The following is a 17,110-nucleotide window of genomic DNA, read 5'->3' on the forward strand; positions in this document are numbered from 1 at the left end:
GGGCAGGAACGCAACCGGGAAGCCCGGCCACTAAACCCCTAGAATAGACGGAATCCCCCCGGAAAACCCGGGGCGCAATTCCACCGCGCCCGTTTTTGAAAAACACAAAATCTTAACATGGCTGAAATCGCAAAACTCGCCGATCACCGCCCGGAGGCGGGCACCCAGGTGGTGACCTATCCCGGCAGCCCCTACCGTCTGCACCAGCCGTTTCCGCCGGCCGGCGACCAGCCGGCGGCGATCCGCCAACTGGTCGAGGGGCTGGAGGACGGCCTGTCGTTCCAGACCCTGCTCGGGGTGACCGGGTCGGGCAAGACCTACACCATGGCCAACGTGATCGCCCGTACCGGCCGGCCGGCCCTGGTGCTGGCGCCGAACAAGACCCTGGCGGCCCAGCTCTACGCCGAGATGAAGGAGTTCTTTCCGGAAAACGCGGTGGAGTATTTCGTTTCGTACTACGACTACTACCAGCCGGAAGCTTACGTGCCGTCCCGGGACCTGTTCATCGAGAAGGACTCGTCGATCAACGAGCACATCGAGCAGATGCGCCTGTCGGCCACCAAGTCGCTGCTGGAACGGCGCGACGTGGTGATCGTGGCCACCGTGTCGTGCATCTACGGCATCGGCGACAAGGACGACTACCACACCATGATCCTGCACGTCCGCAAGGGCGACAAGATCGGCCAGCGCGACATCATCGAGCGCCTGGCCACCATGCAGTACACCCGCAACGAGATCGATTTCCGCCGCGGCACCTTCCGCGTCAGGGGCGACGTGATCGACATCTTCCCGGCCGAACATGCCGAACACGCCATCCGTATCAGCTTGTTCGACGACGAGGTGGACGGGCTGACGGTGTTCGATCCCCTGACCGGGCAGATTCTGCACAAGCTGCCGCGCTTTACTGTATATCCATCCAGTCATTACGTGACGCCCCGGGCTACGGTGCTGCGGGCGGTGGAGGCAATCAAGGCCGAGTTGCGCGAGCGCAGCCAGTATTTCCTCTCCACCGGCAAGCTGGTAGAGGCCCAGCGCATCGAGCAGCGCACCAAGTTCGACCTGGAAATGCTCAACGAGCTGGGCTTCTGCAAGGGCATCGAGAACTACTCCCGCCATCTTTCCGGGCGCAAGGCCGGCGAGCCGCCGCCGACCCTGATCGACTACCTGGCGCCGGACGCCCTGATGTTCATCGACGAATCCCACGTGGCCATCGGCCAGGTGGGCGCCATGTACAAGGGCGACCGCTCGCGCAAGGAAAACCTGGTGGAGTACGGCTTCCGCCTGCCCTCGGCCATGGACAACCGGCCCCTCAAGTTCGACGAGTTCGAGGCCATGATGCGCCAGACCGTCTTCGTCTCGGCGACGCCCTCGGACTACGAGGCGACCCACGCCGGCCAGGTGGTGGAGCAGGTGGTGCGTCCCACGGGCCTGGTGGACCCGGAGGTGATCGTGCGCCCGGCCATGACCCAGGTGGACGACGTGCTGTCGGAAATCCGCAAGCGCATCGCCCGGGAAGAGCGGGTGCTGGTGACCACCCTGACCAAGCGCATGGCCGAGGATCTGACCGATTACCTGGGCGAGCATGGCGTCAAGGTGCGCTACCTGCATTCGGACATCGATACGGTGGAGCGGGTCGAGATCATCCGCGACTTGCGCCTGGGTGAATTCGACGTGCTGGTGGGGATCAACCTGCTGCGCGAGGGCCTGGACATCCCGGAAGTGTCCCTGGTGGCGATTCTGGATGCCGATAAGGAAGGCTTCCTGCGCTCCGAGCGCTCCCTCATCCAGACCATCGGCCGGGCGGCGCGCAACCTCAACGGTACCGCCATCCTCTACGCCGACAGGATCACCGACTCGATGCGCCGCGCCATGGACGAAACTGCCCGACGCCGGGAAAAGCAGGTGGCCTTCAACACCGCCCACGGCATCACGCCGAAGGGGGTGACCAAGCGCATCAAGGACATCATCGACGGCATCTACGATGCCGATGCCGCCCAGGAAACCCGCAAGGCGGCCCAGGAGCGGGCCCGCTACGCGGCCCTGGACGAAAAGGATTTGGCCAAGGAAATCAAGCGCCTGGAGAAAGCCATGCTCGAACACGCCAAGAACCTGGAGTTCGAAAAGGCTGCCGCCGCCCGGGACGAATTGTTCAAGCTCAAGGAGCGGGCATTTGGGGCTGCGGTGCACGACGAGGAGTGATGCGTTTTCACGGCGCCAATGAGGCGGCGGGGACGAAATCCGAATCGATGTAAAACATCAATTTCAATAATTTCAATAGCGCCGGATTAAATAAGCGGGGCGTATGAAACCCCTTTATTTACATTTGCTTGTATTTCTTTGATGCAATGCAAATTGCACAAACCCGACCTGGGTGGCATCCTACAATGGAAAAATAAGCGAGTGATTCGAATGACGCGCTTGCACGTCCCGGCCGCTGTGGCTGGTGGTTCGTGTTTCGTGCAACGCATTGAATGGCAAGGTGTTTATGAAAATACTATTCGTTTGCATGGGGAATATCTGCCGTTCCCCGACCGCTGAGGGCGTATTTCGCCACTTTGTCACCAAGGCCGGATTGGCCGATCTGATCGAAATCGATTCTGCCGGCACCCACGGCTATCACGTCGGCGAGGCGCCCGATTCCCGAACCCAGCGCGCGGCGGCGACCCGGGGCTACGATCTGTCCAGCCTGCGGGCCCGCAAGGTGGCGCCGGCGGACATGGATTATTTCGACCTGATCCTGGCCATGGACCGCTCGAACCTGGACAACCTGCGGCGGCTCTGCCCGCCGGAGCGCCAGCACCGGCTCAAGCTGTTCATGCAGTACGCCCGCCAGTTCGACGATTCTGAGGTGCCGGACCCCTACTACGGGCTGGGCCACGGCTTCGATCTGGTCCTCGACATGGTCGAGGATGCTTCCCAGGGATTGCTGGCCTCGATTTGCCGCGAACTGGGCAAGGAGCATATGCTGTCCCCCAAGGAAGAGCAACAGGCCGGCGGCAAGCCCCAGGAGTCGGGCGCCGGCGTGGATCTGCAACTGCCGACGCTGCAGATTCCCCCGCTTGGGGCCAAGGCCCTGCACTGAGCCTTTCGGGCTGCTGAACCCCTAAACCCGTATCGACGAAAACGAAATAACCAAAGACAAAGGGAGCCGCAAGGCTCCCTTTGTCTTTGGGTGGCGCCCCGGGAAGGGGCGCCTGGATAGTGCTTAGTGCTGCTCGCCGGCGGGACGGGTTTCCACCATCACCAGGGGCTCGGAGCTGGTCGCCTGCTGCGGCCGACGCACCGCACGGCCGCGGGGGGCGGCCGGTTCGGGCGTGAAGGCGGGCGCGTTGCCGGACTGGGTCTCGATCATTTCCAGCCCGGAACTGGCCAGGACTTCTTCCAGCTTCGGCGCGGCCGGGGCCGGCACCACCACCGGGGCGGGCGTGGCCGGAGGCGCCAGGGGGGCAGGCGCGGCAGCGGCCACGGGTTCCGCGACGGGCGCGGCAACCGGAGCAGCTTCCACCGGCTCGGCAGGCTGCGTAGCAGGGGCAGCCTCGGTGGCAACCGGAGCCGACGCTTCGACCTGGACCGGCTCGTTGATCGCCGCAGGGGCGGGGGCTTCGACGGCCTGGGGTACGGCAGCAGCTTCTTGGGCCGGGGCGGGAGCGGCTTCGACCACCGGGGCAGCGACTTGAGGCGCCGGGGTTGCGGCAGCGGGGATGGTCACGATGACAGGCTCGGCATTTTCGGCCGGCAGGTCGGCCGCAGCCGCTTCCTGGGCCGCGGTTTCACCGGCGGCTTCCTGAGGACGGCGCTCGCCGCGTTCGCGACGGCCACCACGGCGGCCACGGCGGCGGCCGCCTTCCTCAGCACCGGCTTCGGGGGCTTCACCAGCCTGGGCCTCGCCAGCGGGAACGGCTTCAGCAGCAGCGGCCACGGCAGCTTCAGCGGCGGCGCCGGTCAGCAGGGTTTCGGTTTCGGCCACGGCTTCGGCCTGAGGCTTGGCTGCGCGTTCGCCCCGCTCGCGGCGGCCTTCGCCACGCTCACGGCGCTCGCTGCGCTCCGGACGTTCCTGGCGTTCGCCCTGCTGGGCGGCCTGGGTTTCCTCCGCGCCTTGCGGGGCACGCTCGCGGCGGCCTTCGCCACGGCTGCGGCGGGTTTCACCGGCTTCGCGCGGTTCCCGTGCTTCCCGAGGCTCGCGGCCTTCGCGGGGCTGCTGGGCGGGACGGGCTTCCTGGTTACGGCCGCGGCCCTGGCTTTCACCACGTTCGCCACGACCTTCCCGGGCTTCGCTGGGGCGGGTTTCGCCACGCTCGCTGCGTTCGCCGCGGCGGCCACGGCCTTCACCGCGTTCGCCATTGCGCCGGCCTTCGCCGCGACCTTCGCGCTGGCCGTTACGGCCGCGGGGTGCGGGGGCGGCCGGGGCGGCCTTCTCTTCGGGGCGGTTGCCGCTGAACCAGCCGAGGATGCGGGCGATGATGCCCGGCTCGCCTGCCTTGGCGGGCGTCTCGGCGGCCTTTTCGGCGACCACCGGAGCGGGTTGCTCCGGGGTCAGGTTCTTGATGGCGGCTTCCTGGCGCACCGGCTTTGCGCTGGCTTCGGTGGCCAGGGCCACTTCGTCGGCGGGCGCGTTGACCATTCGGTAGGACGGGGCGCGCACTTCTTCCTGGTTCAGGTCGTCGTGGCGCAGGCGGATGATTTCGTGAGCCGGGGTCTCCAGGTGCTTGTTGGGAATGAGCAGGATGGTGACCTTGTGGCGGAATTCGATCGCCTGGATGTCGTTGCGCTTTTCGTTGAGCAGGAAGGTGCCCACGTCCACCGGCACCTGGCAGTGCACGGCGCCCGTGTTTTCCTTCATCGCCTCTTCTTCGAGGATGCGCAGGATGTGCAGGGCGGCGGACTCGGTGGAGCGGATGTGGCCGGTGCCGTTGCAGCGCGGGCAGGGGATGTAGCTTGTTTCGGCCAGAGCGGGGCGCAGGCGCTGGCGAGACAGCTCCATTAGGCCGAAGCGGCTGATCTTGCCCATCTGCACTCGGGCGCGGTCGTAGCGCAGCGCGTCGCGCAGGCGGTTTTCCACCTCGCGCTGGTTGCGCTGGTTTTCCATGTCGATGAAGTCGATGACGATCAGGCCGCCCAGGTCGCGCAGGCGCAGCTGGCGGGCCAGTTCTTCGGCCGCTTCCAGGTTGGTGCGGAAGGCGGTGTCTTCGATGTCCTGGCCGCGGGTGGCGCGGCCGGAGTTCACGTCCACGGCCACCAGGGCTTCGGTGTGGTCGATCACGATGGCGCCGCCGGAGGGCAGGTTCACCTGCCGGCCGAAGGCGGTTTCGATCTGGTGCTCGATCTGGAAGCGGGAGAAGAGGGGAACGTCGTCCCGGTAGCGCTTGACCCGGCTGACGTTGGCGGGCATCACCGTGCCCATGAAGGCCTGGGCCTGCTCGAAGATCTCGTCGGTGTCGATGAGGATCTCGCCGATGTCCGGCTGGAAGTAGTCGCGGATGGCGCGGATGACCAGGCTGCCTTCCTGATAGATCAGCAGCGGGCCCTTCTGTTCGGAGGAGACGCCTTCGATGGCGGTCCACAGTTGCAGCAGGTAGTTCAGGTCCCACTGCAGCTCTTCGGCGCTGCGGCCGATGGCGGCGGTGCGGGCAATCAGGCTCATGCCGCCGGGGACTTCGATCTGGTCCATTATCTCGCGCAGCTCGGCGCGTTCGTCACCCTCGACCCGGCGGGAAACGCCGCCGCCACGGGGGTTGTTGGGCATCAGGACCAGATAGCGGCCGGCCAGGCTGACGTAGGTGGTCAGGGCGGCGCCCTTGTTGCCGCGCTCATCCTTGTCGACCTGAACGATCAACTCCTGGCCTTCGCGCAGGGCGTCCTGGATGCGGGCCTTGCTGACCTCGACGCCGGCCTGGAAATAGGCGCGGGAGACCTCCTTGAACGGCAGGAAGCCGTGGCGGTCGGCGCCGTAATCGACGAACGCCGCTTCCAGCGACGGTTCGATCCGGGTGATGACCCCCTTGTAGATGTTGCTCTTGCGTTGTTCCTTCGCGGCCGATTCGATGTCGAGGTCGATCAGCTTCTGACCATCGACGATCGCGACACGGAGTTCCTCGGCCTGTGTCGCATTGAAAAGCATTCGCTTCATTGTGGGCTCCCGCGCGCCGGCACGGACAGCCTCCCACTGCAGGGCAGCGAGGCGATTAGTTGTGCGGTTTCCTGTTGTGCATGAAGGGCCGTGAGAGCAACTAATATCCTGAAAATCGCTGGGGGTTTTGGGTAGCGTTGATGGGTCGGTAGGTGTTTTACCGGGTTTCAGCCAGAGGCGCCGTTGTGGGGCGTGCCGGGGAAACCGCTACTGTTCTGCATGGGCGGCTGAACGTGCGTTGCAGGCTGTAATGCTTGAGGCGCGCAAATCCAGTACCATCGCTGCTTTTTGGTGAGCGACATTAACCGTACGATTCGCGTTGGTCCGATCTTGCGCAGGTTCGCGCAAGCGAGGCGTCTGTGGCTGGCCACGGGTGTATTCCGATGCGTTGGAACGGGTCCGTTCGGTCTTACAGCGCAGCGCCCCTTTCAGGCCGGGACGTAAATCGCAGGAAGTATATATCCAAAAATGCCCGAGATTCAAAAAAGCGCGGTGAACCGCGTCGTTATCGACAACGACGATGCGGGGCAGCGCCTGGACAACTACCTGGTACGGGTGTGCAAGGGGGTGCCGAAAAGCCACGTCTACCGCATCCTGCGCAGCGGCGAGGTGCGGGTGAACAGCGGCCGGGTCGATGCCGCCTACCGGCTCCAGGCTGGCGACACGGTGCGCATCCCCCCCATCCGCCTGGCGGAAAAGCCGCCGGCCACCGCCACCGCCGAGGCCGGCATGCTGCGCGCCGACCTGCCGGTGGTCTATGAGGACGACACCTTCCTGGCCATCAACAAGCCGGCCGGGATCGCGGTGCACGGCGGCAGCGGCCTTTCCTTCGGGGTCATCGAGGCCCTGCGCCGCCAGCGCCCCCAGGCCCGCTTCCTCGAACTGGCCCACCGCCTCGACCGGGAAACCTCGGGGCTGCTGCTGATCGGCAAGAAGCGCTCGGCCCTGACCGCCCTGCACGACCTGTTCCGCCACCACCGGGCCGACAAGCGCTACCTTGCCCTGGCCAAGGGGCGCATCGAAAAGCCGGTGACCCACGTCCAGGCAGCCCTGCACAAGTATCTGACCGAAGAAGGGGAGCGGCGCGTCTCGGTGCACGATGACGGCAAGGCTTCCCACAGCATCTTCCGCCTGGTGGCCCGCTGGCAGAGCGCCTCCCTGGTGGAGGCCCAGATCAAGACCGGGCGCACCCACCAGATCCGGGTGCACCTCGACCACTTGGGCCATCCCATCCTGGGGGACGAGAAGTACGGCGATTTCGCCCTGAACAAGGCCCTGGCCAAGGAGGGGCTGAAGCGCATGTTCCTCCACGCCTGGCGGCTTACCTTTCCCCATCCCCTCACCGGGGAGCGGATCAGCCTCGAGGCGCCGCTGCCCGACGACCTCCACGCCTACCTCGGCCGCCTGTCGGCCCGGGAGCAACAAGATTATGGCGAAGCAATTTGATCTGATCGTTTTCGACTGGGACGGCACCCTGATGGATTCGGCGGCGGCCATCGTCACCGCCATCCAGGACGCCAGCCGCGACCTGGGGCTGACCGTGCCCTCCGACCGGCAGGCCCGCTACGTGATCGGCCTGGGCCTGGCCGACGCCCTGCACCACGCCGTGCCGGACCTGTCCCGGGACCGCTACCCGGAGATGGTGGAGCGCTACCGCCACCACTATCTGTCCCGGGACCAGGAGCTGACCCTGTTCCAGGGCGTGCCCGAGTTGATGATGGAGCTGCGCGAAGCGGGCTACGCTCTGGCCGTGGCCACCGGCAAGAGCCGCCTGGGCCTGGACCGGGCCCTCAAGGTGAGCGGCCTAGGCGGCCTGTTCCACGCCACCCGCTGCGCCGACGAATGCCATTCCAAGCCCCATCCCCAGATGCTGCTGGAGCTGATGGATGAATTCGCCGCCCCGGCGGAGCGCACCCTGATGATCGGCGACACCACCCACGACCTGCAGATGGCCGTCAACGCCGGCACCGGCGCCATCGGCGTCACCTACGGCGCCCACGTGCCGGAAGAATTGCAGGCCCTGGCGCCCCTGGCGGTGGTGGACGGCGTGGACGAACTGGGCGCCTGGCTGCGCCGTCACGGCTGATGGACGCCGCGGAGGACGCCGGCTACATCTGCGATTCCGCCAGCCTGGCGGATGGCGGCAAGGGCGTGCGCTTCACGGTGCAGCGCTACGGCGTGGCCGAGCCGGCCTTCGTCGTCCGCTTCGACGGCAAGGTTTATGGATTCCTCAACCGCTGTGCCCATGTTCCGGTGGAACTGGACTGGCAAGAGGGGGAATTCTTCGATCATTCAAGGCTATACTTGATTTGTGCAGTGCACGGTGCGCTTTACGACCCCCAGTCGGGGCGCTGCCTGGGCGGGCGCTGCAACGGGCGGGGGCTGGTGCCCGTACCGGTAATGGAGCGGGATGGCCGCGTGTTCCATGAGCCTTCCCCCAGTACTACTGCCCAGGTTATCCCCCAGGTTTCCAGCCTGTAATGCCGACTGCATGTTTGTGCGTTAAAGTCGCACCCGCCGTACCTGTATCTATTCCTAGACCAATGAGTTTCCATGGCTGACTACCCCCAACCCGATTTCCAACCGAGCGGCAGTTCCGGCAATCCCGACCCTCAATGGGAGCGCAAGCTGCTCGAAAAGCTGGCGAGCGCCTCCCTGAACGAGCAGCGCGCCCGGCGCCGCTGGGGCATCTTCTTCAAGCTGCTCGCCTTCGGCTACCTGGCCGTCTTCCTGTTCATCGCCCTGGGCCTGGGCGGGGGCGACAAGCTGCCGGACGGCAAGCATACGGCGGTGGTCTACGTGCACGGCACCATCGACGCCACCGGCGCCGCCAGCGCCGAGAAGATCAACGCCGCGCTCCAGTCCGCCTTCGAGGACAAGGGCACCGCCGGCGTGATCCTGCGCATCAACAGCCCCGGCGGCAGCCCGGTCCAGTCCGGCATCATCTACGACGAGATCAAGCGGCTGCGCACCAAATACCCGGACACCCCGCTGTACGCGGTGGTCGAGGATCTGTGCGCCTCCGGCGGCTACTACGTGGCCTCCGCGGCGGACAAGATCTACGCCAACAAGGCCAGCCTGGTGGGCTCCATCGGCGTGCTGATGGACGGCTTCGGCTTCACCGGCACCATGGACAAGCTGGGCGTGGAGCGGCGCCTGCTTACCGCCGGCGAGAACAAGGGCTTCCTCGACCCGTTCTCGCCCCAGGAGCCCCAGCAGAAGGCCTACGCCAAGGCCATGCTCGAAGAGATCCACCGCCAGTTCATCGAGGCCGTGCGCAAGGGCCGCGGCAACCGCCTCAAGGAAACTCCGGAAATCTTCTCCGGCTTGGTCTGGACCGGCTCCCAGGGCGTCAAGCTGGGTCTGGTGGACGATTACGGCACGGTGGACAGCGTGGCCCGCGACGTGATCAAGGCGGACAAGCTGGTGGATTTCTCGGTCAAGGAGAACCTGGCCGAACGTTTCGCCAAGCGCTTCGGCGCCGACATGGCCCAGAGCCTGGTGTTCAAGCTGTTCGGCGAAGGTCCGGCGGTGCATTGACCCGCGCGGCGTCTCTCAGCCAAGCAAAACGCCCATCCATCGGATGGGCGTTTTGCTTGGTGGCAACGGAGCAGAGGGCTCAGTACACGTCCCGCCGGTAGCGCCCTGCAACGGTCAGTTCGTCCAGGGCCGCCTCGCCGATCAGCTCGATCAGGGTGTGGTGCACCGCCTCGGCCATTCCCACGGCGTTGCCGCAGATGTAGATGGCCGCGTCCCGGGCCAGCCAGTCCCGCACCTGGGCGCCGGCTTCGCGCAGAAGGTGCTGGACGTAGACCGGCTCGGCCTGGTCTCGGGAGAAGGCCAGGTCCAGGCGCTGCAACAGCCCGCAACGCCGCCAGGCGTCGATCTCGTCCCGGTAGTGGTAGTCGATGGCGGCGTTGCGTTCGCCGAAGATCAGCCAGGTGGGCGGGGCCGGTTCCGCGTGGGGCCCCGTGGCGGCGGCCCGGGCGCGCAGGTGGCCGCGCAGGCCGGCCAGGCCGGTGCCGTTGCCGATCAGGATGAGGGGGCGCCGGGCGTTGTCGCCCAGGCGGAAATTGCGGTGGGGACGCAGCCGGGCCATCACCGTGCCGCCCAGGGGCACGCCTTCGCTCAGCCAGCCGGAGGCGGCACCCAGGCGGCCGTCGGGGCCGCGCTGCTGGCGCACCAGCAGATGCACTCGCCCATCGGCGGGGATCGAGGCGATCGAATATTCCCGGGGCGCCAGCAGGCGGCCGTCCGGGCCGGGGGGCGCGACCTGGAACAGGTCGCCGGATTGCCACGATTCCCCAGACTCTCCTGATTCTCCGGACTCCAACGAGCACTCGGGTGCACCGTCCCCCGCCGGGCCCGGCGGAGGGGCAAGTTCCAGGTGGAAGACCGGCCCGCCCTGGCTGCCCGGATTGAGGTGGCGGCGCACGCACAGGCGCCATGGCGCGTACTCGGGGGCCTGCCAGGCCAGGGGGGCGGCATCGTCGCCGCCGGCCAGGTGGGCCAGGGCGTGCTGCCAGCGTTCCAGGGCGGCGGCGTCGCCGTTGTCGGCTTCGATGCGCTCGAACAGGGGCGTGGCGCCGGCGGCTTGCAGCCAGCCGTCGAGGCGCCGGCCGAAGCCGCAGAAGTGGCGGTATTCCCGGTCCCCCAGGGCGAGCAGGCCGTAGCGCAGGTGGGTCAGCAATGCCGGCTGGGCGGCGGTGGCGTCGAGCAGGCGGCGGACGAAGGCGGCGGCGTTGTCCGGGGCGTCGCCCTCGCCGCAGGTGCTGGCCAGAAACAGCACCGGGCGGCCGGTGTCGTTCCTGGCCAGCCGTTCCAGGGACAGGTCGCCCAGGGCTACGGGGCGGGCGGGCCGGCCGGCGGCGCGCAGGGCGGCGGCGCTGCGCTCGGCCAGCTCCTCGGCGAAGCCGGTCTGGCTGGCGTAGGCCAGCAGCACCTCACCGGAATTCCGTGGGGCGTCGGGGGGCAGGGTGGCGGCGGCCTGGGCGGCGCGCCGCCGCTTGTTGCGCTGGCCCAGGAAGACGGCAGAGCACAGGCCGGCGTAGGCCAGCACCACGGCCGCCGCCCCGGCAAGCCGGGGGGCGTCGGGGAGAATCGGCATCGTGAGATTGGTGAGTGGCGTTATGCGGCGCCGCCTGCGACCGGCCGGCGGGGAAGGGGCCGGACGGTCGCAGGCGGGAGGGGCGGGTTACTGGGGCAGCACTTCCAGGGTGGCGGCGTAGGTCAGGCGCCGTTCGGCGGCGTCCTTGACCGTGGTGCGCTTGTCCTTGACCTCGGCTTCCAGCCAGTACATGCCGGCCTCGGGCCAGGTAAAGGCGATCTTGCCGTCGGCGTCGGTGGTCAGGCGGACTTCGCCGACCTGGTTGCGGTAGCGGGTCTGGCCGCGCACCAGGGCCACCTCGATGCCGGCGGCGGGCTTGCCGTCCACCAGGAAGCGGAAGCTGGCGGCTTCGCCGGCCACCAGGTCGTTGGGGTGGCTGGGGGCCACCGGCACCATTTCCAGGCCGACGCCGCTGGGCTTGAGGGGGCTGGGCTTGCCAACGGTGACGAAGGTCTCGATGCGGCCGACCTGCTCCCCGAGGCGCAGTTCGGTGGCGCCGGCGGGGATGTCCTTGGCGTAGCTGTCGATGCCGCCGCGGAAGCGCTTGGCTTCGCCGTTGAGCTTGTAGTTGCCCATAACGCCGTGGTTGACCACGGCCAGCCGGTAGGTGCCGGGCTGGGCCAGGTTCACGTCGAAGACGCTGCGCAGCTTGCCGCGGGAGAGGTTGTCCACCGCCACCTTGTCGCCATTGGGGGCGGACACCGTCAGGTTGTCCAGGGCCAGGGGCATGTGGTTGAAGAAGAACAGGTCGTTGGAGACGGCGGCGTCCACGGTGATCCACTGGGCCTTGGAGAGGACGGTGGAGGAGGGTTGCAGCCAGACGTTGTGGGCCTGGGCGCTGGGGATGGTCCAGGCCAGGGTGAGGCCCAGGGCCAGGGCGGCGAGGGGAAGGGTACGGGGCATCGCAGACTCCTTGGGAAGTGGAAAAGGCGGCGAGAGAGGCGAAAGGGCGACGGAAGCGGCTCGGGTGCGGCTTGGATGTGGCTTTGAAGGGGCGGGAAAGCGGATGGCGGAATCGGTGGAATCAGCGGCAACCGGGTCAGGTGGCGCGGCCTGCCGCCACAATTGCCGTCGATTTATTAATTTCCTTCATGTTTTCCACGGTGCGGTCGGTGAAACTCAAGAACTGGCGCGGACCTTGGTTTTTCCGCCAGGCGAACACTTGAATTTTATTAATGTATTGGCCGGCCCCATCCTTCGGCGCCGCCGGCACGTGTGCACGCAGATGGCGGCCGGATGGCGGGCGGATTTGGGCCGGATTTTGGGTGGCTTGCGGATCGGTTGTGGTCGGTTGCGGGCGACTTAGGGACAGCGTGCACCTCAGGGCTTCAAGTCCACCACCACGCCGCCCAGCTCGGTCTTGCCCTGGGCCTTCAGCTGTTGCGGCTTTTGCGGCGGCCACTGGAAGGGCAGGTACACCACCTCGCGGCCGCCCACTTCCCGGGCGGCTTCCACGGCCAGGCGGTAGTCGCCGGCGGGGAGGCGGCCCAGGGGCTTGGCACCGTCGGCGAAGCTCAGCTTGTGCTTGCCCACCGCCCGGGTGGCGCTGGTCACCGCATCCATCGGCATCTCCTGCTCGCGGCCGCTGCGCCGCCACCACTGGCGCAGGTCCTGGAGCCACTTGGTGCCTTCCTTGTTGGGCTTCTTCAGGTCGTACCAGACCGCCAGGTTGGCGGCCACGGACTGGTCGGGGCGCTCGATCCACAGGGCCACGTAGGGGCGGTGGTACTCGGCCACGTTGAGGGCGGGAATCTCGATTTCCACCGTCAGGTCGGCGGCCGCGGCAGTGTGGGCGGCGCCGGCGGCGGCGAGGAGCAGTGCGGCAAGGGGCAGGGGATGACGCATGGAGGGCTCGTTGAGGTAGGGGGATCAGTGAATGAAGAGGAGGGCGAGCAGGGCCGGGACCACCAGCCCCAGGCCGACCATGGGCCAGGTGGCGGGGCGGTTGCCGGCGTGGTATTTGAGGATGAGCAGGCCGGTGAGGGAGAACAGCAGGCAGGCGGCGGCGAACACGTCGATGAACCAGCGCCAGGCGGTGCCGGTGTTGCGGCCCTTGTGCAGGTCGTTGAGGTAGGCGATCCAGCCCCGGTCGGTGCGCTCGTACTCCACCGCGCCGCTGTCCCGGTCGATGCGCAGCCAGGCGTCGCCGCCGGGGCGGGGCAGGGCCAGGTAGACCTCTTCCGGCGACCATTCCGCGTCCCGGCCGCCGGCGTTCACCCCCAGGGCGGTGTGGAGCCAGTCCACGAGCGGGGCGGGCAGGGGGGCGTTGGCGGCCTCCGTGGACGCGCCCTCCGGGGCCAGGCTGGCGCGCAGGGGGGCGGGCAGGCGGTCGGCGTGGCGGGTCACCCGGGGATGGGCGGGAATGTCGGCGGCGTGGTTGAGGGTGATGCCGGTGACGCTGAACAGCAACATGCCGAGCAGGCAGATGGCCGAACTGATCCAGTGCCAGCGGTGCAGGGTCTTCAGCCAGCCGGCGTTGCGCTGGCGCTGGGCGAAGTCGTTGCCGGACGAGGCTGCGGGCGCGGCGGCGTTCACAGTTCGGCCCATTGGCGCAGCAGGTTGTGGTAGTGGCTGGTCAGGGCGATCACCTCGGGGTTGTCGCCCACCTGCTGGCGCAGCTTCTGGATGGTCACATCCAGGTCGAACAGCATGGTGCGGCGCCAATCGTCCCGGACCATGCTCTGGGTCCACAAAAAGGAGCAGACCCGGGCGCCCCGGGTCACCGGCTCGACCCGGTGCAGACTGGTGGAGGGATAGACGATGGCGTCGCCGGCGGGCAGCCGGGCCACGTGGCTGCCATAGGTGTCCTCGACGATCAGCTCGCCGCCCTCGTACTCGTCCGGATCGGAAAAGAACAGGGTGGTGGAAACGTCGGTGCGCAGGCCCAGGGCGCTGCCGTGGGCGTAGCGGATGGCGTTGTCCACGTGGTTGCCGAAATGGCCGCCGCCCTCGTAGCGGTTGAAGTAGGGCGGCAGGATGCGCTGGGGCAGGGCGGCGGAGAAGAACAGGGGGTTGGCCATCAGGGCGCCGGTGACGATCTCGCGCAGGCGGGCCAGGGCGGGGGAGCCCTCGGGCAGTTGCAGGTTGCGCTTGGCCTGGGCCGACTGGACGCCGGTGGTGGCCTTGCCGTCGATCCATTCGGCCGCGGCGAGGATCTGGCGACATTCGGCCACCTGTTCGCGGCTGAGAACTTCCGGTACGTGCAGCATCATGATGGTGTTTCCCTTGCCTCGTGGTGGTGTGATGGGCGGGCCGGGCGTCCCGCAAAAACGCAGAAGCCCCGCCCAGGCCGTGGCCGGCCGGGGCGGGGGCGTGGCGCGCCGCGCTTAGAACTTGATGATGCCCGTCAGCATGGCTTGCCGGCCCGGGGCCACGCTCACCATGTGGGTCGCGTAGGCCTTGTCGTAGTAGGTCTTGTCGAAGATGTTGTTCACGTTCAGGCGCACGCTGAAGGTCTTGTCGATGTCGTAGGTGGCCACGCCGTCGAAGCGCCAGTAGCTGGGCACCCACTTGGTGTTGGCGGTGTTGCCGTACACCTTGGACATGTAATAAGCGCCCCCGCCCAGGGTCAGCTTGGGCATCAGCTTGTAGGTGCTCCACAGGCTGAAGCTGTCTTCCGGGGTATTGGGGAACTGCTTGCCCTTGGTGGCCTGGTTGCTGGCGTAGGGGCCCACTTCCACCAGTTCGCTCTTCATGTGGGTGTAGCCGCCGAAGACCTGCCACTTGTCGGTGATGGCACCGGCAAAGCCCAGCTCGAAGCCGTCGGTCTTCTGCTTGCCCACCGTGGAGTAGGTGTTGGCGTCCAGCTGGACCTTGGCGTTGGTCTTTTCCAGCGAGAACACGGCGGCGGTCAGCGCCAGCTTGTTGTTGAGCAGGTTCCACTTGGTGCCCAGTTCGAGGCTGCGCACCTTTTCCGGCTCCAGGTCCTTGATCGACAGGTTGGCGGCGCTGGTGTTGGACAGGTTGTCGGCGCCGTCGCCGGCGCTCATGCCCGAGGGGTTGGCGGCGGTGGCGTAGCTCAGGTAGATGCTGCCGTAATCGACGGGCTTGAACACCAGGCCGGTCTGGTAGCTGGTGAAGCTGCTGCTGGTGCCCATGTTCACCGTCGGCGCGGTGCCGTTGGTGGTGTAGTTGTTCACGTAGGAACGGAAGGTGTCGTGGCGCAGGCCCAGGTTGAGCAGCCAGTGCTTGTTCAGCGTCAGGGTGTCGAAGGCGTAGATGCCGCTGGTGTTGGTGGTGGTCTTCGCGCCGGAGGTGGCGCGGCCGACCGTGCCGGTCCAGGGATCGTTCGGGTTGGGATTGGCGATGTTGGCCAGGGAGTTGCCGACCACGTTGTAGCCGCGGCTGTCGGTTTCGATGTGGGTGAATTCCAGGCCCAGGGTGACGTTGTGCTTGACGCCGCCGGTGGAGAATTCGCCGCTCAGCTGGGTGTCGTTGACCCAGGCTTCGGTCTCGGAATGGCGGCTCTTCTGGCTGCGCCACAGGTAGCCGGCGGGGATGGTGGTGTTGCCGGCAACGCCGCCGATGTTGCTCAGGACGATGTTGCCCGGAGTGAGGTTGAGGCCCCGGCTGTCGCCCGGGTTGGTGGCCACGTAGTCGTTGAGCGACTTGGTGTAGCGCGTGCCGTTGCGCAGGGTCCACTTGTCGTTGAGATCGTGCTCGATCTTCAGGGTGCCGCTGTCCACGTTGGTCTTGCGGAAATCCCGGCCCTTGAGGCCGTAGAAGTTGTTGCGGTTGACGTTCAGCGGGCCGCCGTCGCCGTTGTACTGGAGCTGGTTGGCGGCGGTGTAGGGGTTGTTGTAGGGAATGCCGTAGTCCGGCATGTCGTCGGTCTCGTAGTGGTAGAGACCGGCGGTGACGCGGGTGGCGGTGCCCAGGCCGAAGGCGGCGGACAGATTGGCGCCCAGGTGGTCGTAATCCACGTCCTTGCGGCCCGGCACGTCGCCCTTTTCCTTGAGCAGGGTGAGGCGCACGGCGGCGGTGTCGGCGATCTGGCGGTTCAGGTCGGCGGTGCCGCGCAGGTAGGCATCGGTGCCGATGCCGGCGGTCACTTCGTTGAAGTTGCCGAGACGGGCGTTCTTGGTCGTCATGTTGATGCTGCCGCCCACGGCGCCGCTGCCGCTGTAGGCGGAGTCGGCGCCCTTGACCACGTCGATCTGCTCGACGGCGAACATGTTGCGGGACTGGGAACTGGGGTCGCGCAGACCGTCGATGAAGGTGTTGGCCTGGGAGTCGAAGCCGCGGATGAAGGGCCGGTCGCCCACCGGGTTGCCGCCTTCGCCCATGCCGAAGGTGATGCCGGGCACGGTGCGCAGGGCTTCTTGCAGGGTGGTGGCGTTGGTCTGCTGCAACACTTCCTTGGTGATGACCGTGACGGTCTTGGGGGTGTCGAGCAGCGGCGCGGTGTATTTGGTGGAGGCCGCGGTGTCGGCCTTGTAGCTGGCATCGGGAACCGAAGCGGTCACGTTCACGTTGGGCAGCACGGCCTCGCCGGCGGATTGGGCCAGAGCCGCGCCCGGGACGGAAATCGCCAGGGCGGTGGCGGTCAGGGCGGCGGTGCCGTTGAGACGCGGGTGACGGTCGAGCGGGTGCTTGCGGCTTTCGATGTGAACCATGTAAGGGGAACTCCGGAGAGAGAAGTCAGTTGCTGGCTGGCTTCCCTTCCAATTCCCCCGGGCATCGCGGTCCCGGTGCGGAACGTCGGTGGTCCGCTATGGCTGGAGGGGTGGCTTGCTGTTGGCGCTTGTCGCGGTGCGTTGCCGTACCGCTTAATTTACGAAATGATAAGAAATCTCATTTGCAAAAGTCAAGATTTTGTTACATTCGTCAGCGCGACGGCAGCATGTTGTGTTGCGTAAATGACGACGGCCTGTGAC

Annotated in this window: 13 protein-coding genes; 6 read left to right on the forward strand and 7 right to left on the reverse strand. The window is 67.0% G+C overall.

Going from position 1 to position 17,110, the window contains the following annotated elements; genetic code table 11:
• The first annotated feature begins 117 nt into the window (after window positions 1–117).
• Complete coding sequence (gene uvrB, locus LWW89_RS05940) at window positions 118–2,199, forward strand: excinuclease ABC subunit UvrB (protein WP_293262639.1); 2,082 nt, start codon at window positions 118–120, stop codon at window positions 2,197–2,199.
• A gap of 286 nt (window positions 2,200–2,485) precedes the next feature.
• Window positions 2,486–3,082: a low molecular weight protein-tyrosine-phosphatase gene (locus tag LWW89_RS05945; RefSeq protein ID WP_365781078.1), complete on the forward strand. Its 597-nt coding sequence runs from the start codon at window positions 2,486–2,488 to the stop codon at window positions 3,080–3,082.
• 123 nt (window positions 3,083–3,205) lie between these two features.
• Here LWW89_RS05945 and LWW89_RS05950 read toward each other — a convergent pair whose 3' ends face one another.
• Window positions 3,206–6,127 (reverse strand): Rne/Rng family ribonuclease, encoded by a 2,922-nt coding sequence (locus LWW89_RS05950; protein WP_293262642.1) that lies wholly within the window; start codon window positions 6,125–6,127, stop codon window positions 3,206–3,208.
• A gap of 468 nt (window positions 6,128–6,595) precedes the next feature.
• Here LWW89_RS05950 and LWW89_RS05955 point away from each other — a divergent pair, with 468 nt between their 5' ends.
• The 4 genes from LWW89_RS05955 (at window position 6,596) to LWW89_RS05970 (ending at window position 9,667) form a co-directional block, all read left to right on the forward strand.
• Complete coding sequence (locus tag LWW89_RS05955) at window positions 6,596–7,573, forward strand: RluA family pseudouridine synthase (RefSeq protein ID WP_293262645.1); 978 nt, start codon at window positions 6,596–6,598, stop codon at window positions 7,571–7,573.
• Complete coding sequence (locus LWW89_RS05960; protein WP_293262648.1) at window positions 7,557–8,213, forward strand: HAD-IA family hydrolase; 657 nt, start codon at window positions 7,557–7,559, stop codon at window positions 8,211–8,213. Before LWW89_RS05955 ends, LWW89_RS05960 begins: the two co-directional genes overlap by 17 nt.
• The gene (locus tag LWW89_RS05965; RefSeq protein WP_293262651.1) at window positions 8,213–8,608 is read left to right on the forward strand and encodes a Rieske 2Fe-2S domain-containing protein; all 396 of its coding nucleotides are present in this window, start codon (window positions 8,213–8,215) and stop codon (window positions 8,606–8,608) included. The genes LWW89_RS05960 and LWW89_RS05965 overlap by 1 nt, the downstream gene beginning before the upstream one ends.
• Before the next feature lie 72 nt (window positions 8,609–8,680).
• Window positions 8,681–9,667, forward strand: coding sequence for a S49 family peptidase (locus LWW89_RS05970; protein ID WP_293262654.1), 987 nt, complete (start codon window positions 8,681–8,683; stop codon window positions 9,665–9,667).
• Between the two features lie 79 nt (window positions 9,668–9,746).
• On the opposite strand, the gene LWW89_RS05975 is transcribed toward LWW89_RS05970, so the two are convergent.
• From LWW89_RS05975 to LWW89_RS06000, 6 genes are all read right to left on the reverse strand, one after another.
• The gene (locus tag LWW89_RS05975; protein WP_293262657.1) at window positions 9,747–11,234 is read right to left on the reverse strand and encodes a sulfite reductase subunit alpha; all 1,488 of its coding nucleotides are present in this window, start codon (window positions 11,232–11,234) and stop codon (window positions 9,747–9,749) included.
• A gap of 87 nt (window positions 11,235–11,321) precedes the next feature.
• Entirely contained in the window at window positions 11,322–12,137 is an 816-nt protein-coding gene (locus LWW89_RS05980) for a DUF4198 domain-containing protein (protein WP_293262660.1), read from the reverse strand.
• A 417-nt stretch (window positions 12,138–12,554) separates the two neighbouring features.
• Window positions 12,555–13,079, reverse strand: coding sequence for a DUF2271 domain-containing protein (locus LWW89_RS05985; protein ID WP_293262663.1), 525 nt, complete (start codon window positions 13,077–13,079; stop codon window positions 12,555–12,557).
• Window positions 13,080–13,103: 24 nt separating this feature from the next.
• Entirely contained in the window at window positions 13,104–13,769 is a 666-nt protein-coding gene (locus LWW89_RS05990; RefSeq protein WP_293262666.1) for a PepSY-associated TM helix domain-containing protein, read from the reverse strand.
• A complete protein-coding gene (locus tag LWW89_RS05995) occupies window positions 13,766–14,446 on the reverse strand; it encodes a Fe2+-dependent dioxygenase (protein WP_293262669.1) in 681 nt (226 codons plus the stop codon). The genes LWW89_RS05990 and LWW89_RS05995 overlap by 4 nt, the downstream gene beginning before the upstream one ends.
• 114 nt (window positions 14,447–14,560) lie before the next feature.
• Window positions 14,561–16,849, reverse strand: coding sequence for a TonB-dependent siderophore receptor (locus LWW89_RS06000; protein ID WP_293262672.1), 2,289 nt, complete (start codon window positions 16,847–16,849; stop codon window positions 14,561–14,563).
• Window positions 16,850–17,110: the final 261 nt, after the last annotated feature.

The sequence above is a fragment of the Oryzomicrobium sp. genome, from assembly GCF_021287045.1.
Taxonomy (GTDB): domain Bacteria; phylum Pseudomonadota; class Gammaproteobacteria; order Burkholderiales; family Rhodocyclaceae; genus Oryzomicrobium.

Bases quoted from the DNA above. Each gene is read 5' to 3' on its own strand.
- LWW89_RS05975 (WP_293262657.1), bottom strand. From the start codon at position 11,234: ATGCCGATTCTCCCCGACGCCCCCCGGCTTGCCGGGGCGGCGGCCGTG.
- LWW89_RS05960 (WP_293262648.1), top strand. From the start codon at position 7,557: ATGGCGAAGCAATTTGATCTGATCGTTTTCGACTGGGACGGCACCCTG.
- LWW89_RS05955 (WP_293262645.1), top strand. From the start codon at position 6,596: ATGCCCGAGATTCAAAAAAGCGCGGTGAACCGCGTCGTTATCGACAAC.
- LWW89_RS06000 (WP_293262672.1), bottom strand. From the start codon at position 16,849: ATGGTTCACATCGAAAGCCGCAAGCACCCGCTCGACCGTCACCCGCGT.
- uvrB (WP_293262639.1), top strand. From the start codon at position 118: ATGGCTGAAATCGCAAAACTCGCCGATCACCGCCCGGAGGCGGGCACC.
- LWW89_RS05965 (WP_293262651.1), top strand. From the start codon at position 8,213: ATGGACGCCGCGGAGGACGCCGGCTACATCTGCGATTCCGCCAGCCTG.
- LWW89_RS05980 (WP_293262660.1), bottom strand. From the start codon at position 12,137: ATGCCCCGTACCCTTCCCCTCGCCGCCCTGGCCCTGGGCCTCACCCTG.
- LWW89_RS05970 (WP_293262654.1), top strand. From the start codon at position 8,681: ATGGCTGACTACCCCCAACCCGATTTCCAACCGAGCGGCAGTTCCGGC.
- LWW89_RS05945 (WP_365781078.1), top strand. From the start codon at position 2,486: ATGAAAATACTATTCGTTTGCATGGGGAATATCTGCCGTTCCCCGACC.
- LWW89_RS05985 (WP_293262663.1), bottom strand. From the start codon at position 13,079: ATGCGTCATCCCCTGCCCCTTGCCGCACTGCTCCTCGCCGCCGCCGGC.
- LWW89_RS05995 (WP_293262669.1), bottom strand. From the start codon at position 14,446: ATGATGCTGCACGTACCGGAAGTTCTCAGCCGCGAACAGGTGGCCGAA.
- LWW89_RS05950 (WP_293262642.1), bottom strand. From the start codon at position 6,127: ATGAAGCGAATGCTTTTCAATGCGACACAGGCCGAGGAACTCCGTGTC.